Annotated in this window: 20 protein-coding genes; 12 read left to right on the plus strand and 8 right to left on the minus strand. The window is 71.0% G+C overall.

What is annotated here, in order from left to right; genetic code table 11:
• Positions 1-688: glycosyltransferase (locus ACWD4B_RS13020; RefSeq protein WP_451420826.1), on the plus strand; the 688-nt coding region annotated here is incomplete at its 5' end.
• A gap of 100 nt (positions 689-788) precedes the next feature.
• Here the strand turns inward: ACWD4B_RS13020 and ACWD4B_RS13025 are convergent.
• Positions 789-1,361: an HhH-GPD-type base excision DNA repair protein gene (locus tag ACWD4B_RS13025; protein ID WP_451420827.1), complete on the minus strand. Its 573-nt coding sequence runs from the start codon at positions 1,359-1,361 to the stop codon at positions 789-791.
• Between the two features lie 116 nt (positions 1,362-1,477).
• Between ACWD4B_RS13025 and ACWD4B_RS13030 the strand changes: the two genes are divergently transcribed.
• Complete coding sequence (locus ACWD4B_RS13030; protein WP_451420828.1) at positions 1,478-2,614, plus strand: baeRF3 domain-containing protein; 1,137 nt, start codon at positions 1,478-1,480, stop codon at positions 2,612-2,614.
• A 254-nt stretch (positions 2,615-2,868) separates the two neighbouring features.
• Here the strand turns inward: ACWD4B_RS13030 and ACWD4B_RS13035 are convergent, their stop codons facing one another.
• The 4 genes from ACWD4B_RS13035 to ACWD4B_RS13050 form a co-directional block, all read right to left on the minus strand.
• Positions 2,869-3,246 (minus strand): hypothetical protein, encoded by a 378-nt coding sequence (locus ACWD4B_RS13035; RefSeq protein WP_451420829.1) that lies wholly within the window; start codon positions 3,244-3,246, stop codon positions 2,869-2,871.
• Positions 3,247-3,419: 173 nt separating this feature from the next.
• A complete protein-coding gene (locus ACWD4B_RS13040) occupies positions 3,420-3,914 on the minus strand; it encodes a hypothetical protein (RefSeq protein WP_451420830.1) in 495 nt (164 codons plus the stop codon).
• 100 nt (positions 3,915-4,014) lie between these two features.
• Entirely contained in the window at positions 4,015-4,428 is a 414-nt protein-coding gene (locus ACWD4B_RS13045) for a nuclear transport factor 2 family protein (protein WP_451420831.1), read from the minus strand.
• Positions 4,429-4,433: 5 nt separating this feature from the next.
• The gene (locus ACWD4B_RS13050) at positions 4,434-5,261 is read right to left on the minus strand and encodes an MBL fold metallo-hydrolase (protein ID WP_451420832.1); all 828 of its coding nucleotides are present in this window, start codon (positions 5,259-5,261) and stop codon (positions 4,434-4,436) included.
• A 247-nt stretch (positions 5,262-5,508) separates the two neighbouring features.
• Between ACWD4B_RS13050 and ACWD4B_RS13055 the strand changes: the two genes are divergently transcribed.
• On the plus strand, positions 5,509-6,252 hold the full coding sequence (locus ACWD4B_RS13055) for a VC0807 family protein (RefSeq protein ID WP_451420833.1): 744 nt from the start codon (positions 5,509-5,511) through the stop codon (positions 6,250-6,252).
• A 72-nt stretch (positions 6,253-6,324) separates the two neighbouring features.
• A complete protein-coding gene (locus ACWD4B_RS13060) occupies positions 6,325-6,774 on the plus strand; it encodes a nuclear transport factor 2 family protein (RefSeq protein ID WP_451420834.1) in 450 nt (149 codons plus the stop codon).
• A gap of 239 nt (positions 6,775-7,013) precedes the next feature.
• Here the strand turns inward: ACWD4B_RS13060 and ACWD4B_RS13065 are convergent, their stop codons facing one another.
• From ACWD4B_RS13065 to ACWD4B_RS13075, 3 genes are read right to left on the minus strand one after another with little or no spacing between them, the layout of a single operon-like run.
• Positions 7,014-7,946 carry an MBL fold metallo-hydrolase gene (locus tag ACWD4B_RS13065; RefSeq protein ID WP_451420835.1) on the minus strand — a complete coding sequence of 311 codons (933 nt, stop codon included), beginning with the start codon at positions 7,944-7,946 and terminating at the stop codon, positions 7,014-7,016.
• Positions 7,943-8,485 (minus strand): flavin reductase family protein, encoded by a 543-nt coding sequence (locus ACWD4B_RS13070; protein ID WP_451420836.1) that lies wholly within the window; start codon positions 8,483-8,485, stop codon positions 7,943-7,945. The genes ACWD4B_RS13065 and ACWD4B_RS13070 overlap by 4 nt, the downstream gene beginning before the upstream one ends.
• A gap of 32 nt (positions 8,486-8,517) precedes the next feature.
• The gene (locus tag ACWD4B_RS13075) at positions 8,518-9,303 is read right to left on the minus strand and encodes an SDR family NAD(P)-dependent oxidoreductase (RefSeq protein WP_451420837.1); all 786 of its coding nucleotides are present in this window, start codon (positions 9,301-9,303) and stop codon (positions 8,518-8,520) included.
• 177 nt (positions 9,304-9,480) lie between these two features.
• On the opposite strand from ACWD4B_RS13075, the gene ACWD4B_RS13080 reads away from it, so the two are divergent.
• The 8 genes from ACWD4B_RS13080 (at position 9,481) to rfbH (ending at position 16,988) form a co-directional block, all read left to right on the plus strand.
• Entirely contained in the window at positions 9,481-9,966 is a 486-nt protein-coding gene (locus ACWD4B_RS13080; RefSeq protein ID WP_451420838.1) for an SRPBCC family protein, read from the plus strand.
• A complete protein-coding gene (locus ACWD4B_RS13085; protein WP_451420839.1) occupies positions 9,966-11,084 on the plus strand; it encodes an acyl-CoA dehydrogenase family protein in 1,119 nt (372 codons plus the stop codon). The genes ACWD4B_RS13080 and ACWD4B_RS13085 overlap by 1 nt, the downstream gene beginning before the upstream one ends.
• A 58-nt stretch (positions 11,085-11,142) precedes the next feature.
• A complete protein-coding gene (locus ACWD4B_RS13090) occupies positions 11,143-11,673 on the plus strand; it encodes a nuclear transport factor 2 family protein (RefSeq protein WP_451420840.1) in 531 nt (176 codons plus the stop codon).
• 207 nt (positions 11,674-11,880) lie between these two features.
• Positions 11,881-13,101 (plus strand): cytochrome P450, encoded by a 1,221-nt coding sequence (locus tag ACWD4B_RS13095; RefSeq protein ID WP_451420841.1) that lies wholly within the window; start codon positions 11,881-11,883, stop codon positions 13,099-13,101.
• 53 nt (positions 13,102-13,154) lie between these two features.
• Positions 13,155-13,766, plus strand: coding sequence for a dTDP-4-dehydrorhamnose 3,5-epimerase family protein (locus tag ACWD4B_RS13100; RefSeq protein ID WP_451420842.1), 612 nt, complete (start codon positions 13,155-13,157; stop codon positions 13,764-13,766).
• Positions 13,763-14,743 carry a dTDP-glucose 4,6-dehydratase gene (gene rfbB, locus ACWD4B_RS13105; protein ID WP_451420843.1) on the plus strand — a complete coding sequence of 327 codons (981 nt, stop codon included), beginning with the start codon at positions 13,763-13,765 and terminating at the stop codon, positions 14,741-14,743. The genes ACWD4B_RS13100 and rfbB overlap by 4 nt, the downstream gene beginning before the upstream one ends.
• Positions 14,740-15,687, plus strand: coding sequence for an NAD-dependent epimerase/dehydratase family protein (locus ACWD4B_RS13110; protein WP_451420844.1), 948 nt, complete (start codon positions 14,740-14,742; stop codon positions 15,685-15,687). The genes rfbB and ACWD4B_RS13110 overlap by 4 nt, the downstream gene beginning before the upstream one ends.
• The gene (rfbH, locus tag ACWD4B_RS13115) at positions 15,684-16,988 is read left to right on the plus strand and encodes a lipopolysaccharide biosynthesis protein RfbH (protein ID WP_451420845.1); all 1,305 of its coding nucleotides are present in this window, start codon (positions 15,684-15,686) and stop codon (positions 16,986-16,988) included. The genes ACWD4B_RS13110 and rfbH overlap by 4 nt, the downstream gene beginning before the upstream one ends.
• The last annotated feature ends 14 nt before the right edge of the window (positions 16,989-17,002 follow it).

Below are 17,002 nucleotides of genomic sequence, written 5' to 3' on the forward strand. Positions count from 1 at the left end.
CCTGGGCCTGCCGCCCGGCCACGGCCCGCGGGCGGAGCGGGCCCGCCGGGAGCGGGCCGGGTGGCCGGTGCTGCACGGTTACAGCCCGGCCCTGCTGCCGCGCCCCGCGGACTGGCGGGAGGGGCTGGACGTCGTCGGCAACTGGTGGCCGCACGTGTCCTCCGGCCTGCCGGCGGAGCTGGAGGACTTTCTGCAGGCCGGGCCGCCGCCGGTGTTCGTCGGCTTCGGGAGCATGGCCGGCGCCGCCGAGGGCGTGGGCGAACTGGTGGCGGGGGCGTTGCGACGGGCCGGGGTGCGGGGGGTCGTGCAGCTGCCGGATGTGCCCTCCGGCGACGACCTCTTCGCCGTGGGGGACGTGCCGCATGCGCTGCTCTTTCCGCGCGTGGCCGCCGTCGTGCACCACGCCGGGGCCGGCACGACGGCGGCGGCCCTCCGGGCCGGGGTGCCGGCGGTGCCGGTGCCGGTGACGGCGGACCAGCCGTTCTGGGCACGGCGCGTGGCGGGAGTCGGGGCCGCGGTGGCCCCGGTCTCGCGTGCGGGGCTCTCCGAGGAACGGCTCGCGGCGGCGGTGCGCTCTGCCGTGGAGGAGCCGGGGTACCGCGCGGCGGCGGTGGCGCTGTCGCGCCGGATGGCGGAGGAGGACGGGGCCGGGAGGGTGCGGGACGTGGTGGAGCGGCTCGCCCCGTAGGGGCGCGGGGAACTACTGTCCCTGGTACTTCGGCTGCGGGCGCGCTGTGGCTGGTCGCGCCCACGCGGCGGAGCCGCAAATCGATACAGCCCCGCGCCCCTTACGGGGCCGCCCGCTTCATCTCCTGTTTGAACGCTCTCACCTTCTCCAGCGACTCCGGGCCCGTGATGTCCGCCGCCGAGCGGTACGAGCCCTCCTCGCCGTACGAACCCGCCGCCTCGCGCCAGCCCTGCGGGCGGACGCCCAGCCGCTTGCCCAGCAGGGCCAGGAAGATCTGGGCCTTCTGCTTGCCGAAGCCCGGCAGGTCGTTGAGCCTGCGCAGCAGCTCGGCGCCCGTGCCTGCGTCGCGCCATACGGCGCTCGCGTCGCCGTCGTAGTGCTCGACCAGGTAAAGACACAGCTGCTGCACCCGTTTGGCCATCGAACCGGGGTAGCGGTGCACGGCCGGCTTCTGCGCGCACAGGGCGGCGAACGCCTCGGGGTCGTACGCCGCGATCTCGTGCGCGTCCAGATCGTCGCGGCCGAGGCGCTGCGCGATCGTGTACGGCCCGGTGAAGGCCCACTCCATGGGGACTTGCTGGTCGAGCAGCATGCCCGTCAGCGCGGCCAGCGGGCTGCGCGAGAGCAGTTCGTCGGCGTCGGGCTGCTGGGCGAGGCGGAGGGAACGGTCCATTCCCCGATGATCCCCCGAGGCGCGGCCTCCTTCGACCGGACGCGCACGAATGGCAGCCGGGGCGGTGCTCTGGTGGTCTGGAAGGGTTTCCCGGCCGGTCAGGAAGAAGGGCATCCATGGACATCGGCGATCTCACGGACGCGGTACTGAAGGACTTGCGCCGCCCGCGGACGTACCCGGCCGTCTCCCTCCTCGTGCCGACGCACCGGCGCGAGCCCGGCAACCCCGAGGACAGGGTCCGGCTGCGGAACGCCCTGGCCGAGGCGAAGCGGCGGCTCGGGGAGGATCCGAAGGTCGCGCGGGACGTCCGGATCGATGTCGAGAAGCGGCTGGACGCGGCCGCCGCCGAGGTCGACTTCCTGCACCCCGCGGAGGGGCTGCTGATCCTCGCCGCGCCCGGCGAGCACGAACTCTGGTACCTGCCGCGGCCCGTGCCGCAGCGGGTGGTGATCGACGGGACCTACCTCACCCGCAACCTGGTCGCCGCGCGGATCGGCGAGGAGCCGTACTGGGCGCTGGTGCTGTCCGACGGCGAGACGCGGCTGTGGAGCGGCGGCGGCCCGCACGGCGGGCACCTGGAGGAGGTGACGGGCAACGGATTCCCGGTCACCCCGGCCATCCCCGACCAGGTGGACGCGCTGCCGGGCGCGAACTTCGCCAACTACGGCAGCCGGCCCAGCCCTTACCGCACGGAGCGGGAGCGCCAGTACCTGCGCTCGGTGGACGGTGCCCTCGGCCGGGTGCTGGAGCGCGACCCGCGCCCGGTGTACCTGGTGGGGCTCCCGGTGTCGCTGGCCCGGTTCGAGGAGGTCTCCACGCACGGCGCGGCCGTCACGGCCCGCGTCGAGCGCGGGGGCGCCGCCTCCGCGACGGCCCCCGAACTGCGCGGCCTGCTGGCCCCGGCCTTCGACGAGTGCCACGAGCGGCGCCGCGTCGACATCCAGCGCCGCCTGGTGGACGCCCGTGGCCAACGCCGGTACGCCGCAGGCCTGGACGAGGTGTGGCAGACGGTGCAGCAGGGCCGGGTGGCGCTGCTGGCGGTCGAGGAGGGGTACGAGACCTCGGCGCGGGTGGAGGACGGCCACCTGGTCGTGGCGGCCGACTCCGGTGTTCCCGGCTCCCCGGACGGGGTGCACGAGGACATCGTCGACGAACTCGTCGAGGCTGCATTGGACAAGGGCTCGGAGGTGCGGTTCGTCCCGGACGGCGACCTGGCGGAGGCGGGGCACATCGCGAGCGTGCTGCGGTTCTGACGGGGCCCGTAAGGGGCGCGGGGCTGTATCGATTTGCGGCTCCGCCGCGTGGGCGCGCTCAGCCACCGGCGGCGGCCCGGCCTGCAGCCGACGCACTGCCGTGGAGGTCCGGGGCACTGCCCCGGGGACGTCATCTGCGGGCGCGTCGTGGCTTGTCGCGCAGTTCCCCGCGCCCCTTCGGGGCGCCGCGCGCTGCGGGTGTTGCGTCACCGCGGGATGCAGTGACGCAACACCCGGTCACTCACGGCCTGCTGTCACTTCCAGGCCTTGTGGGCGTTGTCCCAGTGCTGCCAGTGGCCGTTGTGCTGACGCTTCCAGCTGCGGGTGTGCACGTCCCACTGGGCGTTGCTGCGGGATTCGGCGTCCCAGCGCACCCAGACCTTGTGCTGGGCGTCGAAGTGGTCCTTCTTCTTGTCGACGCCCTTGTCCCAGCCGAGGTGCGCGCCGTGGTCGTGGTGGTCGCCCTTGACGGAGACGTTCGCCTCCTCCTTCTGCTCGGCCGAGACGCCGGCCCCGTGGTGGTGGCCCGGGGCGTCGGCGTATGCCGCGCTCCCGGCCGCTGCGGCGGCGCCGGACAGCAGGGCCGCCGAGGCGGCGACGGCGGCGATGCGCCGCATGGTGACGTGGGACATGAGCGTGCTCCTTGCTCCGGGATCCGGGGGAGACGGACGAGGGCGCGGGGGTCGCGTCCTCGGTACGCACGGATCTTTGCGGTCCCCGGACCGGAAAACGGCGAGAAGCCGCCGGTTTAGCCCGTTCGTATGAGCCGGTGGCACGGCTTAACGGGCCGCGGGCACCCGGGAGTTCAGCCGCGCAGGTGGTAGCTGTAGGCGAAGCCCGAGGTGCTGCACGTGTTGAGGCGGCTCACGGCCTGGTCGTAGACGAAGCCCGGCGGGACGGTGCACGCCCACAGGCCGTTGACCGGTGCGCGCATGTGGTAGCTCGCCGCGAAGCCGGACGTGGAGCAGGTGTTGAGCCTGCTGACCACCTGGTCCCAGGTGAAGGACGAGTCGGGGACGGAGCAGACCCAGATGCCGTCCTGCGGCGTGCGCAGGTGGTACTGGGCCGCGAAGCCGGAGCCGCAGGTGTTGAGGCGGCTGACGACCTGGTCGAAGGTGTAGCCCTGCGGGACGGAGCAGGCCCAGACGCCGTCCAGGCTCTCGGCTCCGGCCGGGGCGGCCTGCGCGGCGGGGGCGAGGCCGAGGGTGACGGCGGCCGCCAGCGTGGCCAGGGCCGCGGAGGCCGCTGCGGCGGCCTTGCGTCTCGCGCGTACGGGTCGCGGTGACTGGATCGTCTGCATCGTCGTCGTGTCCTTTCCAGAAGGTATTCCGGAGGCAGTTGACGAGCGCAACGTACAGAGGGCCCTCCCCGCGGGGAGAGCCCTCTTTTCGGCCGTTCGGTCACGCCATCGCGTCGCGGACCTTCGCGGTGTCCGTGAACTGCTCGAAGCGCACGATCAGTCCGCCGCGCACCGTGAAGTGGTGGGCGACGCGGACGTCGATCGCCTTGCCGGTCGCCTTGTTGACGGCGGTGTAGCGGGCGAGGACGACGACGTTCTCGCCGTCGGCGACGTACGTGTCGTCGTGGGCGGTCCAGTCGTCCCACTCCGCGCCGAGCTTCTCCATCACGTTGGAGGTGACCCCGGCCGGGGTGCGGTAGGTGCCCGCGAGCGGGAAGCCGGCCATCTCCGTCCACTCCACGTCGGGGGCGAGGGTGGCGCGGAGGGCCTCCAGATCGCCTGCGGCGGAGGCGAGGTACTGGCGGCGGACCACGTCTGCGGGGGAGACGGGGGAGGGGGAGCCGGTGTGCGTCATGCGGATCAGCCCCAGGTCATTTCGCCCTTGGCGACCTTCGCGCCGATGCGGGCGGCGATCAGCATGCCGTGCTCGGGGAAGCGGGCGAGCAGCGCCTCGGCGAGCGCCTCGCCGTCGACGGCCCTGGCCAGCTCCTCCTCGAACGCCACCAGGTACGCACGGGTGTTGGTGATCGCACTGAGGTCGGCGGCGGTGTCCGGCAGCCGGTGGCCGGGGACGACGAGCTGCGGGTCGAGCGCGGCCATCTCGTCGAGCAGGGCGACCCAGGCGCCGCGCTGCTCGGGCCGGGCGGTGTCGGCGGTCCAGACGTGCTCGTTCTGGAACAGCAGCACACCGCCGAGGAGGGCGCGGTGCCCGGCCTGCCACAGGTAGTGGCGGTCGGGCAGGTCCGCGGGCCCGCCCTTGAGCTCGAAGCGGTGGCCTTCGAGGGTGATGTCACCGGTGAGCGGGGCGATGTCGACGAGCCGGGTGGGGAGGTTGGCGCCGACGGCGGCCCAGGCCTTGAGCTTGCCCTCGTAGGAGTGGCGGATGTGCTCGATGACGAGCGGGGTGGCGACGAACCGGGCCTCGGGGAAGGCGTCGGCGATCACCTCGGCGCCGAAGTAGAAGTCCGGGTCGCCGTGGCTGATGAAGACGGTGGTGAGGGTCTTGCCGGAGTCCAGCACCTCGGCGGCCAGGCGGTGGCCGTCGGCGCGGGTGAAGCCGGCGTCGACGAGCAGGGCGTCGTGCTCGCCGGTGACGAGGGTGGCGGTCTTGTTCTTGCTGCCGACGGGGAAGTCGAGGTCGAGGACGGTGAAGGTGAGGGGGGTGTGCACGGGGTTCGTGGCGTTCATGGGGGCACTCCTTGCCGGTGGGTACCTGCATGAACAGTGACTGACGCGTCAGGTATTTCGGGGTGGGGGTGTGGTGTGGGTCACCCTTCGCTCCTGGTGTGTCACCCCGTGCAATGATCATGCGCGGGGGCTCACACAGGACTCGGCCGTAGACACATCGTGGCCCGGGCTGGAAGCACGTGCGGGGTGCGTGGCAGGGGGCTGGTGTCGTCCCCCGGTACTGGAAAGCTCGTCAAGGAGTCCTTGCATGTCCACCCCGGCCGGTACGGCACCGAACCCGGCGCAGAAGTTCCGGGCCCTGGCCCCGATGCTGCTCGACCTCGTCATCCCCATCGCGGGCTTCTACGTCCTGCACCAGCTGGCCGGTCTCGGCCAGGTCTGGGCGCTGACCCTCGCCGGTGCGGCGGGCGGTGTGTGGACGCTGATCCACACCATCCAGCGGCGCAAGCTCGACGTCATCGGCCTGCTCGTCGTCCTCGAAATGGCGCTGACCGTCGCCCTGCTGTTCCTGTCGAACGACCCGCGCCTGGTCGCCGCCAAGCCGTCCTTCTACACCCTGCTCGCCGCCCTGTACCTGCTGTCCACGTGCGTCTTCGGGCGTCCCCTCGTCTACGTGGCCGCCACCCCCATGGCCACCGACGGCGACCCCGACCGCACCGTGGCCTACGAGCAGGCCTGGGTGCGCTCCAAGCCGTTCCGCGCCCGTGAGCGCGCCGTGACCGCGGCCTTCGGCCTCGCCGCCCTGATCGACTCCGTGCTGCGCGTGATCGTCGTCTACAGCTACGACGTCGACAAGTTCAACGAGTCCTTCCTGCTGTCCCAGCTGCCCGGCCTCGTGCTGATCGTCGCCGTGCTGGCCTTCACCAAGGTCCAGATCAAGGTGCTGCACGGGCTCGTCGACGAGGTCCACGACCAGCTGCACCGCGAGGGCGTCGTCGGGCCGCGGTCGGACGCCGTCCGGCCTGTCGTCCCGCTCTCCAGCGAGGCCTGAGCGGCGGGCGGCAGCGTGGTGCGGTGCGAGCCGCCCGCCCCGTGGCGGCCCGGATCCACTGGAGGAGTTGCTGTGACGCAGGCGGTTCGGACAACGGAAACGACGGTCACCGGGGACCTGTACGCCGAGGTGCAGACGTTCTACGCGCGGCAGATGCGGCGGGTGGACTCCCTGGACATCGAGGGCTTCGCGAACACGTTCACCGAGAACGGCGTGGTCGTGCACGCGAACGGCGAACGCGCCGAGGGGCGCGACGCGATGGTGGCCGGGATGCACCGGAACCTTCCGCGCTACCGCGACATCGCGGTGCGGCACTGGTTCGGCCACCTGATCATCGAGGTGGACGAGCAGGACGCGGACGTGCTCCACGTCTCCTACTACACGCTCGTCACCCGCACCGACCGCGAGGGCAAGGTCACCTTCGAGCCCACCTTCACCGTCGACGACGTCCTGGTCCGTGAGGACGGGCGGCTGCGCACCAGGTCGCGGGTCATCCACCGGGACGTCCCCGTGGCCCTCTGAGGCCGGAGCGGCGCATGCGTCGGCGGGCGGCGGGGGATCTCCTCCGCCGCCCACCGACGCATGCGCCGGACGGCACTGCAGTCAGTCGATGCCGCGCCAGATGTGCGGTTCCACCGAGGGATCGTCCTCCTGCTCCCAGCCCGCCAGGAGCGGTGCCGGGCGCTCGGTGACATCGTCGTCGGATTCGTACATGCTCACCTGTACCTCAACTCCCTTGAAACAGCGCCCCGGAGGAGCGCTCAGGCGTGGCAGGCCGGCAGGCTCCCGTGGAACTCGACCATCTCCCGGAACGAACCGAACACGTCGATGCGGGCCCCGGGCGCGAGCCCGCGCAGCTCGGCGTAGGCCCGGTGCAGGTTGCCCACCAGCCGCTCGCCGTCGAGCCAGTCCGCGAACCGGCCCGGGTCGGTGCGGCGGGCCGCCTCGAGCGGGGTGAACCCGGCGGCGATGCCCTCCTCGGCGAGCCGTCCGATCCAGCGCAGGTACTGCTCGGTGTCGTCGAGCAACTCCGGTCCGCCGACCGGGCCGTGTCCCGGGACGACCGTGGCGGGCCCGAGCGCACGCATCCGCGCGAGGGCGCGCAGCGAGCCCGAGACCGAGCCCATGAGCACGTACGGGGTCACCTTCGACCAGACCACGTCCCCGGCGAACAGCACGCCGCGCTCCGGCACCCAGGCCACCGCGTCGCCGGGCGTGTGCGCCGGCCCCACGTGCAGCACCTCGACCCGGGGGCCGCCCACCGGGCGGAGGGTGATCGCATCGCGGAAGGTCAAGGTGGGCAGCACGACGGGGGTCTCGCCCCAGGCCACGTCGGGCCACAGCTGCCGCAGGCCCTGACCGGCCTCGGCGGTGTCCGAGCGGGTCGACTCGTGGGCGACGATCGTGGCCCGTCCCGCGAACTGGCCGTTGCCGAAGACATGGTCGCCGTGGAAGTGCGTGTTGACCACGAAGCCCGGGCCGTCGGGCGCCGCCCGTTCGGCCTCCTCGCGCAGCCGCCGGGTACGGGACTCGGTGGCCGCCGTGTCGATCAGCACGGCCGAGGCGCCGCCGTCGGTGCCGGTGACGAGCCCCGCGTTGTTGAGACACCAGCCGCCCGGGGGCTGCACGAAGGCGTGGACGCCGTCGGCGACCTCTTCCAGGCGGCCCGCGGTATTGGTGAGTGGTGTGGTCATGCGGTTGCTCCCAGGGGGGTCAGGGCGGCGTAACGGCCGCCGTGGAAGACGAGGGGGCGGACGGCGGGCACGCCTGTGCGCAGCGCCACCACCCGTCCGAGGAACAGCACGTGGTCGCCGGCCTCGTGCTCGGAGTGCAGCACGCACTCGAAGGAGGCGGCCGCAGCGGGGATCACCGCATTGCCGGTGACCCCGGCGACGGCCCCGGTGCGGTGCATCGCCGCCAGGCCCTCGGGACGGTCCCGCCGGGCGAACTCCCCGGACAGCTCCCGCTGGTGCTCGGTGAGGACGTTGACGGCGAAGCTGCCGCGCTCGGTCACCCGCGGCCGCATCCGGCCGTCCGCCGTGACGGACACGAGGAGCAGCAGAGGGTCGAGTGACACCGAGGTCAGGCTGTTGAGCGTGGTCACGAGCGCGTCGTTCCCGCTGCCCTGGGTCAGCAGGGTCACCCCGGTGGGGAAGGTGCCCATCGCCGTCCGGAAGGCGGCCGCGTCGGGGGCGGCCGGTGCGGTCAGCAGTGCGTTTCCGGTGGGGTTCATGGTGCCGGCTCCGTCTCTCCCGGCCTGCCGGGTCAGTAGTTGCCCAGGCCGCCGCAGACGTTGAGTGCCTGCGCGGTGATGGAGGCCGCGGTGTCCGAGACCAGATAGCCGACGAGGCCGGCGACCTCCTCGGGGACGACGTAGCGGCCGAGCGGGATGCGTGCCTCGAACTTGTCCTGTACGTCCTTCTCCGTGACGCCGTAGTACTCGGCGTGGCCCTGGCGCACCCGCTGCGCCATGGGCGTCTCCACGAAGCCGGGGCACACGGCGTTGACCGTGATGCCGGTCCTGGCCAGCTCCAGGCCCACGGCCTTGGTGAAGCCGACGACGCCGTGCTTGGAGGCGGAGTAGGGGGCGGCGAGCGCCACACCCTGCTTGCCGCCGGTCGAGGCGATGGACACGATGCGGCCCCAGCCGTTCTCCAGCATCCCGCCGGTGGTCAGCGCCTCGCGGGTGACGCGGAAGACGCTGTTGAGGTTCACGTCGACGACGTCGAGCCACAGCGCGTCGTCGATCTTCGCGGTCTCGCCGCCGCCGTTGCGGCCCGCGTTGTTGACGAGAATGTCGATGCGTCCGTAGGCCTTCACCGCTGCCTCGACGGCTGCGTGCACCTGCTCGGTGGAGGACACGTCGCAGGCCGTGCCGTCGGCCTCGTACCCCTCCTTACGGAGCCGCTCGACCAGGCTGCGCACGTTCTCCTCGTTCCGGGCGACGCCGAAGACAGCGATGCCCTGCCGGGCCAGCAGTTCGGTCACGGCCAGGCCGATCCCGCTGGTGGCTCCGGTGACGAAGGCGGTGCGGCGCGGCGCTTCTGTCATGGTGAACTCCCGATCTCTGGGCCGGTCGTGGGCCTGGACCGGACGACCGTGACAACGGGACCTAGCGGACATCTGGACTCGGGCTCGAGTGCCCGGTCCAGTCGCTCTCCACGGCGGGTTGAGCGCGACGGGTCAGCGTGCCGTCGTCACACCCAGCAGGACGAGCGAGGAGGGCACGTGCCCGAGCAGACGATTCCGGACGTACGGAAGTCGGTGACCGTGGCGGCCACGCCCGGGCACTGCTTCAGGGTCTTCACCGAGCGGCCGGCCGCCTGGTGGCCGCCGTCCCACGTGCTGGTGAAGAAGGAGCGTGCCGGGCTGGCCTTCGATCCCGGCGTCGGCGGCCGCTACTACGAGTGGGACGTCGAGGGCACCGAGATCGCCTGGGGCAAGGTCCTGGAGTGGGAGCCGGGCCGCCGCCTCGTGATGACCTGGCGCATCGACGGCAACTGGCAGTCCATCACCGACGACGAGCGCGCCAGCGAGATCGAGGTCGAGTTCACCCCGGTCGACGAGCACCGCACGAAGGTCGAGCTCGCACACGTGAAGCTGCACAAGCACGGCGAGGGCGCGGACCGCATCTTCAAGGCGCTGGACGGCCCGAGCCCCGGGGAGACGCTGGAGCGCTTCGCCCGGGCCATCGAGACGGTGAAGGACCTGTGATGACCGACGGAACCGGCCTGTCGGCCGCGGCCGAGAAGGTCCGCCTCGTCGCGGCCGAACACGCACAGGAGGCCGACCGCACCCGTGCCCTGGTCCCCGAGGTCGTCGAGGCCATCCGCGAGGCCGGCTTCGCCCGGTACCTCGTCGCCGCCCGCTGGGGCGGCGCGGAGGGCTCGTTCGCCGAGCTGACGCGGGCGGTCGTCGAGGTGGGTGCGGGGTGTGCGGCGGCGGCTTGGTGTGCGTCGTTGAGTGCGTATTCGGCGCGGTTCGCCTCCCACCTGCCCGAGGCGGGGCACGGCGCGATCTGGGGTGAGGGGCCGGACGCCGTGGTCGCGACCGCCCTGATGCCTGCGGGACGGGCCGCCGAGGTGGACGGCGGATGGCGGCTCAGCGGCCAGTGGGCCTATGTGAGCGGCATCGACTTCGCCGACTGGGCGCTGGTCTGCGCTGCCGTGGCCGACCCCGGCACGAGCGCCGAGGGCCCGCCCCGGCTGCGGTTCTTCGCCCTGCCTCGCGGCACGTACACCGTCCGCGAGAGCTGGGACAGTATCGGTATGCGTGCTACCAGCAGCCATACGGTCGTGGTCGACGGGCAGTTCGTGCCCGCCCACCTGTCCTTCGACCGCACGGACATGCTCACCGGCCGCAACGCGGTCTCCGGCGTCGCCGCGCACAACGTGCCGTTCCAGGCTGTCGGCGGCCTCACCTTCATCGCCCCCGTGGTCGGAGCCGCAGCCGGTGCGCTGGAGGCGTGCGCGGCGTCCCTGACCGGCCGCCGCCGCAGCCAGACGAACGAGCTGCTGCTGGTGCGTGCCTCCGGCCATGTCGATGCCGCCCGTCACCTCGTGGAGCAGAACGCCGAGGTCCTCGACGGCCGGCACTTCACACCGGAGCTCATGGCACGTAACGAGCGCAACGCCACGTTCGCCGCCGAGCTGGCCCGCGAGGCCGTCGACCTCCTGGTCCGCGCCGCCGGCACCGGCGGCCTGGGCGAGACCCGGCCGCTCCAGCGGTTCTGGCGCGACGTCACCTCCGCGACCAGCCACGTCGCGCTGCAGTACGACACGGCGGCTCGCAAGAACTACTCGGCCGTGCTGCTGGGGCCGGCGGAGGACTGAGGGGCGAGTCCGGACACAGCCCCCGGACACGTACGCATACAGATCGGAAGGAGCCGAAATGGCCCAGGTGCTGCGGGGACCCGGACAGCGGGTCGGTGCGGAGCTGTACGTGGAGGTACAGCAGTTCTACGCCTTGCAGATGCCCTTGCTCGAGGAGCGCAGGCTCGAGGAGTTCCTGGAGACGATGACCGAGGACGGCTCGATCGAGCACCGTCCCGGAGGCTGGAAGCTGGAGGGCCGCCAGACGCTCCTGAAGGAGATGTCGGAGCGCCGCGGCGACCCGGACAAGCCGCTCGTCGAGGAGATCTCCGCACGCGAGGCTCGTGAGAACAACGTTGCGTACTACGACGGGCTGGTCTACCGCTACTGGTTCGACCGGATGCGCATCAGGGAGCTCCACGGCGGCGACCTGAACGTCCGCTACCAGGCGGTCGTGACCATGACGGATGCCAAGGGCAAGGTGAGCTTCGAGCCGACCACCACGGTCGAGGACGTCCTGGTCCGCCGGGACGGGGAGCTGTACTTGCGCTCCCGCGTCGTCACCCACGACTCGCCCGCCTGGGCGGACAAGATCCACAACCCGTCCTGAGAACGGGCACACGAGAAGGGGCACCCCGGAGCGGGGTGCCCCTTCTCGTGTCGGAGCTTCTCTCCAACGGGCCCGCGAGGGTCAGGCGACCGGGCCTCCAGTGCGGATCCCTACGGTGCGACGTGACCGCGTGGCATCCCATCGCGGTTCGGGCGGGCGTCCGAGGCCGGCCCGGCCCCACCCAGCGACGCAAGCGGAGGAGCCATCGTGACTGTCGCCCCCGGGACCGACGTCTTTCCCTTCAACGGTTCGAGTTATCAGGGTCCCGCACCTCAGTACGCCGAGTTGCGTTCCGAGTGCCCCGTGAAGCGCGTGCCGACGGTCGGCGGCGTGGACGCCTGGCTGGTCACCCGGTACGAAGACGTGCGCGAGCTGTCGGCCGATCCGCGGCTGAGCCGGGCGCTGGCCTGCGGGCCGGATGCGCCGCGCGTCGGCGGGACGATGCACACCACTCCGGAAATGATCATTTCCCTGGACTCGCCCGAACACTCCAGGCTCCGCAAGCTGGTGGCCGGCGCCTTCACCCTGCGCCGTGTCGAGCGCATGCGCGCCGGGGTGCAGAAGGTGGCCGACGAGCTGCTCGATGCCCTACAGGCCCAGGGCGGGCCGGTCGACCTGGTGGAGCACCTGGCGGTGCCGCTGCCGCTGACGGTCATCGGCGAACTGCTCGGGGTTCCGCCGCAGGACCTGCGGGCCTTCGAGAAGTGGGCCCGGGCGTTCGCGACCGTCGACGACCGGGCCGGGGGCGAGGAGTCGCTGAACGGCCTGGCCAAGCTCAGCGAATACATCGTCGGCCTCATCGCGGACAAACGGGCCAACCCCGGCGACGACATGCTCTCCGAGCTGATCGCGGCACGGGACAACGACGACCGGCTCAGCGAGCAGGAGCTCGTGACCTTCGGCTTCACCCTCATCGGAGCGGGTTTCGACACCACGGCCAACCAACTGGCCAACTCTGTACTGGCGTTGATCGCCGACCACCGTGACCAGTGGCAGTGGCTGGTCGAGGACCGCACCAGGATTCCCCGGGCGGTCGAGGAACTTCTCCGGCACGTCAATCTGTTCGCCACCGACACCTCCGGCTTCCCGCGCATCGCCGCCGAGGACATCGAGGTGGGCGGGGCGACGATCCCCAAGGGCGAGGCGGTGCTGCTCTCCCTCGCCTCCGCCAACCGGGACGAGAGCGTCTTCCCACACGCGGACCGGCTCGACCTGGCCCGCGAGCGCAACCCCCACATCTCCTTCGGCCACGGCGTCCATTACTGCCTGGGCAAGCATCTGGGCCGGATGGAGATGGAGATTGCGCTCGACGGCCTGATCCGCCGATTCCCGGACCTGCGCCTGGCGGTTCCCAAGGAGGAACTGCCCTGGCACCACGGTGAGATCAACCACACGCTCTCCAGCCTCCCGGTCGTCTGGAGCTCCTGAGCCGGGCGGCAAGGGCGGCCCCCGACAACCCTGAAGAGGAAGAGGACGAGTCCGTGCGCATTGCCGAGACGGCGATCCCCGGGGCGTATGTCGTCACCCCGGACCGCATTCCGGACGAACGCGGTAACTTCTACGAAGCCATGCGTGCCGACGCACTCGAGCGCGTACTGGGGCGTCCCTTCACGCCCCGGCAGATCAACTACTCAGTGTCCCGGCGCAACACCCTGCGCGGTATCCACAGTGTGGCCACCCCGCCCGGGCAGGCCAAATACGTGACCTGCGTGCGCGGCAGGCTGCGCGACATCATCGTGGACCTGCGCGTGGGGTCGCCGGCCTTCGGCCGTCACCATGTGATCGAACTGGACGCCGCATCGGGGCAGTCGGTCTACGTGCCGGAGGGCGTGGGGCACGGGTTCCTCGCCCTGTCCGACGACACCTGCATCTGCTATGCCGTGTCCAGCCTGTATGTGCCGGGGACCCAGATCGAGGTCAATCCCCTGGACCCGGAGCTGGACCTGCCCTGGAGATGCAGTGAACCACCGCTGATCTCTGCGCGGGACGCCGCGGCGCCCACCGCGGCCCGGGCAGCGGACGCCGGGCTGCTCGCCGTGTGGACGGGCGCCGTCCATGGGTGCGGACCTGTCCCGGCCGAGGTGGCTTCATGAAGATCCTCGTCACCGGCGGGGCCGGATTCATCGGCTCGCACTATGTCCGGTCACTGCTCTTGGGTGCGTACACGCCGTATGGCAACACCCATGTCACCGTCCTCGACAAGCTCACCTACGCGGGAAACCGGGCCAACCTGCCCGAGACGCACCCCCGCCTGAACTTCGTCCCGGGCGACATCGGCGATCTGCCGCTCCTCCTGGACCTGCTGCCCGGGCACGACGCGGTCGTGCACTTCGCTGCGGAGTCGCACGTGGACCGTTCCATCGATGCTGCCGCCGACTTCGTCCGCACGAACGTTGCGGGCACTCAGACACTCCTGGAAGCCTGTCGGCGCACCGGCATGGCGCGATTCGTGCACGTCTCCACCGACGAGGTGTACGGCTCGATCGCCGAGGGCTCGTGGACCGAGGAGTGGCCGCTCGCCCCCAACAGCCCTTACGCCGCGTCCAAGGCAGCCTCCGACCTGGTCGCGCGCTCCTACCACCGCACATACGGCCTGGATCTGTCGATCACCCGGTGCTCCAACAACTACGGCCCCCACCAACATCCCGAGAAGCTCATCCCACGCTTCATCGGCCGGCTGCTGGAGGGTGGGAGCGTGCCGCTGTACGGCGACGGTCGGAACGTCCGCGAGTGGCTGCACGTGGACGATCACTGCCGGGCCGTTCATCTGGTGCTCACACGGGGTCGGGCCGGAGAGGTGTACAACGTGGGCGGCGGCAACGAGCGGACCAACCTGGAAATCACAGAGAGCCTGCTGCACCTGCTCGGAGCCGATGCCTCCCGCATCCAGCGGGTCCCCGACCGTCTCGGACACGATCTGCGGTACTCCCTCGACGAGACCAAGATTCGCGAGGAGCTGGGCTACGCACCGCGGATCCCCATCGAGCAGGGGCTGGCGGACACCGTCGACTGGTACCGGAACCACCGCGAGTGGTGGAAGCCGGTCGCCGACGGGCAGGTGGCGGCATGAGGGCCGTCGTCCTGGGAGGTGGCGGCTTCCTCGGCCGGCACATCTGCACAGCCCTGGAGGCCGCTGGAGTTTCCGCACTGCCGCTCTCCAGAAAGAGCGTCCCAGCCGTCGACCTCACCACCGACAGCGGCTGCGCCGCCCTCGCCGCGGTGCTCTCGGGACATCGTCCCGATCTCATGGTCAACGCGGCGGGCCGAGCCTGGCACGCGACCGAGTCCGACATGGTCCAGGGCAATGCGCACCTCGTCGACCGGTTGCTGGACGCCCTTGCCGGCACGGCACATCCGGTGCGACTGATACACCTCGGCAGCGTTCACGAGTACGGGCCTGGTGCGGCCGGCATCCCGACCGCCGAGGACCACACCGCCGTCCCGCTCACTCCCTACGGGCGCACCAAGCTTCTGGGTACACAGGCCGTGGTGCGCGCGGTGCGTACCACCGGAGTGGACGCGGTAGTGCTGCGTGTCGCCAACGCGATAGGGCCCGGCACCCCGCCGGGCAGCCTGTTGCGCACAGTCGCCGACCATCTTGCCGAAGCCGCTGTGATGCACGGCCGGGGCGGCTCGCCGCGCCCCCTGCGCTTCGGTTCGCTCGATGTGTACCGGGACTTCGTCGACGCACGTGACGTGGCGGAAGCGGTCGTCGCCGCGGGGCTCGCTCCCAAGGCCGGACTCACCGGTCAGATCGTCAACATCGGGCGTGGCGAGGGCATCACCGCACGCCGGATCGTCCGGCACATGGTCATGCTGAGTGGTCTCCCCGTGCCCGTGGAAGAGGACGAGAGCGCAGCCCGGTCGGGCATTGCGTGGCAGCAGCTGGACATCTCCAAGGCACACCGGCTGCTGAGCTGGCTGCCGCGCAGGGAGCTGGACACCTCGCTGCGGGACCTGCTCGGAGCGGCACGACCTCATGCACACGAACATCAGGAAGGCATACGGATATGAGCGTGCACAGGATGTTGGTCCTCGACGAGGTGCGCAAGTACCACCAGGACGTCCAGCCGGACACCGGCTTCGTCCCCGGGGTCACCGAGATCTGGCCGTCCGGGGCCGTTCTGGAGGAGGACGACCGGGTGGCACTGGTGGAGGCCGCACTCGACATGCGCATTGCCGCAGGGCGCAGCTCCCGGCAGTTCGAGTCGGCCTTCGCCCGCAAGCTCAAGCGGCGCAAGGCACACCTGGTGAACTCCGGTTCGTCGGCGAATCTGCTGGCCGTCTCCGCACTGACCTCACCGCTGCTCGAGGACCGCAGGCTGCGTCCGGGGGATGAGGTGATCACTGTGGCTGCGGGGTTTCCCACCACGGTCAACCCCATCCTGCAGAACGGCCTGATCCCGGTTTTCGTCGACATCGAGCTCGGTACGTACAACACCACCGCCGAGCGTGTGGCCCAGGCGATCGGGCCGCGCACCAGGGCCGTCATCATCGCGCACACTCTCGGCAACCCCTTCGAGGTCGCCGAGATCGCTGAACTGGCCGAGAAACACGACCTGTTCCTCATCGAGGACAACTGCGACGCCGTGGGAGCCGAGTACGACGGCAGGCTCACCGGCACGTTCGGCGACCTGGCCACCGTCAGTTTCTACCCCGCGCACCATCTCACCATGGGCGAGGGAGGGTGCGTGCTGACCTCGAACCTGGCGCTGGCCCGGATTGTGGAGTCGTTGCGGGACTGGGGTCGCGACTGTTGGTGCGAGCCGGGGGTGAGCGACACCTGCCTCAAGCGGTTCAAGTACCGCATGGGGACGCTGCCCGACGGCTACGACCACAAATACATCTACTCGCACGTTGGTTACAACCTGAAGGCGACCGACCTCCAGGCTGCACTCGGTCTGACCCAGCTGGAGAAGATGGACCGTTTCGTCGAAGCACGACGGCGCAACTGGAAACACCTGCGTGAGGGCCTGGAAGGCACCCCGCACCTGTTGCTCCCCGAAGCGACGCCGCGCAGCGAGCCGAGCTGGTTCGGGTTCGTGCTCACCGTGGAACCGGGTGCCCCGTTCACCGCCGGTGAGCTGGTGTCCTTCCTGGAGGATCGCAAGATCGGCACCCGGAGACTGTTCGCGGGGAACCTGACGAGGCACCCGGCATACACGGACCAGCCGATCCGTGTGGTCGGGGACCTGACCAACAGCGATATCGTCACCGAAGGCACCTTCTGGGTCGGCGTCTACCCGGGGCTGACCGACGAGATGCTCGACTACGTCATCGCCTCGGTCAAGGAGTTCGTCCGGGCCCGTGGCTGAGCCCTGCAGGGCCG

It is taken from the genome of Streptomyces sp. NPDC002536 (assembly GCF_053594995.1).